The sequence below is a fragment of the Burkholderia sp. Ac-20392 genome (assembly GCF_017104585.1).
In the GTDB taxonomy this organism is placed as follows: Bacteria; Pseudomonadota; Gammaproteobacteria; order Burkholderiales; family Burkholderiaceae; genus Burkholderia; species Burkholderia lata.
Map to the genome: position 1 here is coordinate 1 of NZ_JAAGPB010000907.1, position 2,082 is coordinate 2,082.

Below are 2,082 nucleotides of genomic sequence, written 5' to 3' on the forward strand. Positions count from 1 at the left end.
ACGTGTGCTCTTCCGCTCTCCGGCATGCGCGGCGCGCCGCGCACGCCCTCGCCGGCCTCGCCGCCGCCCAGCCGGGCAATACCGAACTGAAGTGGCTGATGGCCGCGTTCGCCGACGTCCATGTGCTGCTGCATACGTACGCCGCCTATTTCACCGCCGTTCCGGAGCGCGCCCGCGATGCTCAGTGAATTCCCGCTGGCCGGCATCTACCTGCCGCCGTTTTTCGTCTATGCGTGCGCAACGGTGCCGATCTACATGGCTGTGCGCGCGCTGCTCGCGCGGCTCGGCGTGCTGCGCCGCGTGTGGCATCCGGCGCTGTTCGAGTTCGCGATTTCGCTCGTGCTGGTCGCCACGCTGATCCTCTACTTCTAGCCTCTCGTCGGAACGTATCGCGTCATGTCGCTCAAACCCCTCACCCGCTCCCTGCTGACGCTCGCCACGGTGGCCGTCGCGATCGTGCTGGTCGCCGCACTCTGGCATGCGTACGTCCTCGCGCCGTGGACGCGCGACGCGCGCGTCAGCGCGCACGTCGTGCGGATCGCGCCCGAAGTGTCGGGCACCGTCGTCGAAGTCGCGGTGGTCGACAACCAGCGCGTCGCGAAAGGCGACGTGCTGTACCGGATCGACCCGCAGCGCTTCGCGCTGGCGGTGGAACAGGCGGAAGCGCAGGTCGCCGCGACCGCCGAGTCGATGCGCCAGAAGCGCGACGAAGCGCAGCGGCGCACCGGCCTCGACGATCTCGTGCCGCGCGAGGACATCCAGCGTTCGAGCCGCGCCGTGTCGATCGCGCAGGCCGAGCATCGCAAGGCGCTGGCCGCGCTCGACGTCGCAAAGCTCGACCTCGAACGCACGACGCTGCGCTCGCCGGTCGACGGCTACGTGACGCAGCTGCGCCTGCGTCACGGCGACTACGCGGTCGAAGGCAAGCCCGGGATCTCGGTGCTCGACGCGCACAGCTTCTGGATCACCGGCTATTTCGAGGAAACGAAGCTGCGCCGCATCGCGACGGGTGCGCCCGCAACGATCCGGCTGATGGGCTTCGATTCGCTGCTGAGCGGGCACGTGACGAGCATCGGCCGCGGCATCGCGGACGAGAACGGCACGCTCGACGAACTCGGCCTGCCGGCCGTCAACCCGACCTTCAGCTGGGTGCGGCTCGCGCAGCGCATTCCGGTGCGCATCGAAATCGACCGCGTGCCGGCCGGCGTGCTGCTGGCGGCAGGCATGACGTGCAGCGTCGAAGTCGGCGAACATGGACACGAGCGCACGCCGCGCGGCCGGCTCGCGTCGTGGCTGCACGCGTGGATGTGAAGATGGTGACGATGGTGACGATGCGATGTCCGCTCCCTCCGCTGCGCACGCCACGCTACGCACGCGCCTTCATCGCAGCCTGCACGTGCGCGCTGGCCGCTTGTACGACGGTGGGCCCCGATTACGTGGCGCCGCAGCCCGCGCATCCGCCCGGCTGGAGCGCGCCGCGCGACACGGTGGCCACCGATCCCGTGCAGTTGCAGAACTGGTGGCGCACGTTCGGCGACGCGCAGCTCGATGCGCTGGTCGACCAGGCGATCGCGCACAACCAGGATCTCGCGATCGCGCGCCAGCGGCTGCTGCAGGCGCGCGCCGAACGCGACCAGATCGCGAGCCGCCTCGGCCCGACCGTGACAGCCGGCGGGAACGCCGATGCAATCCGTTCATCGCGGGCGCTCGAATGGCCGCCCGGCATCGGCCAGTCGCGCACCTACCGGCTCGGCTTCGATGCGTCGTGGGAACTCGACCTGTTCGGCGGTACGCGACGCGCGGTCGAATCGGCCGATGCGCAGCTCGATGCGCTCGACGACGATCGCCACGCGATCCTCGTGAGCCTGCTGGCCGAGCTCGCGTCGGATTACGCGGAACTGCGCGCGACCCAGGAGCGGCTGCGGATCGCGACGGACAACGTCGCGAGCCTCGACGCCACGCGGCGGCTGACCGAGCAATCGAACCGGCGCGGCCTCGGCACGTCGTTCGCGGTTGCGCAGGCGCGTGCCGAGCTGCAGCTCGCGCAGGCGACGTTGCCGCCGCTGCATCAGGACGTCGCGC

4 protein-coding genes are annotated in these 2,082 nt (G+C 70.3%); all 4 read left to right on the forward strand.

Annotation, left to right across the window (positions count from 1 at the left end):
* The coding region (locus G3N99_RS39595) for a hypothetical protein (RefSeq protein ID WP_206125117.1) at window positions 1-188 on the forward strand (188 nt) is incomplete at its 5' end.
* Complete coding sequence (locus G3N99_RS39600) at window positions 178-372, forward strand: DUF1656 domain-containing protein (protein ID WP_011349545.1); 195 nt, start codon at window positions 178-180, stop codon at window positions 370-372. The genes G3N99_RS39595 and G3N99_RS39600, both read left to right, overlap by 11 nt.
* Before the next feature lie 24 nt (window positions 373-396).
* Complete coding sequence (locus tag G3N99_RS39605; RefSeq protein WP_206125118.1) at window positions 397-1,311, forward strand: HlyD family secretion protein; 915 nt, start codon at window positions 397-399, stop codon at window positions 1,309-1,311.
* Window positions 1,290-2,082 (forward strand): TolC family protein (locus G3N99_RS39610; RefSeq protein ID WP_346778522.1); only part of this gene is annotated, 793 nt, incomplete at its 3' end. The genes G3N99_RS39605 and G3N99_RS39610, both read left to right, overlap by 22 nt.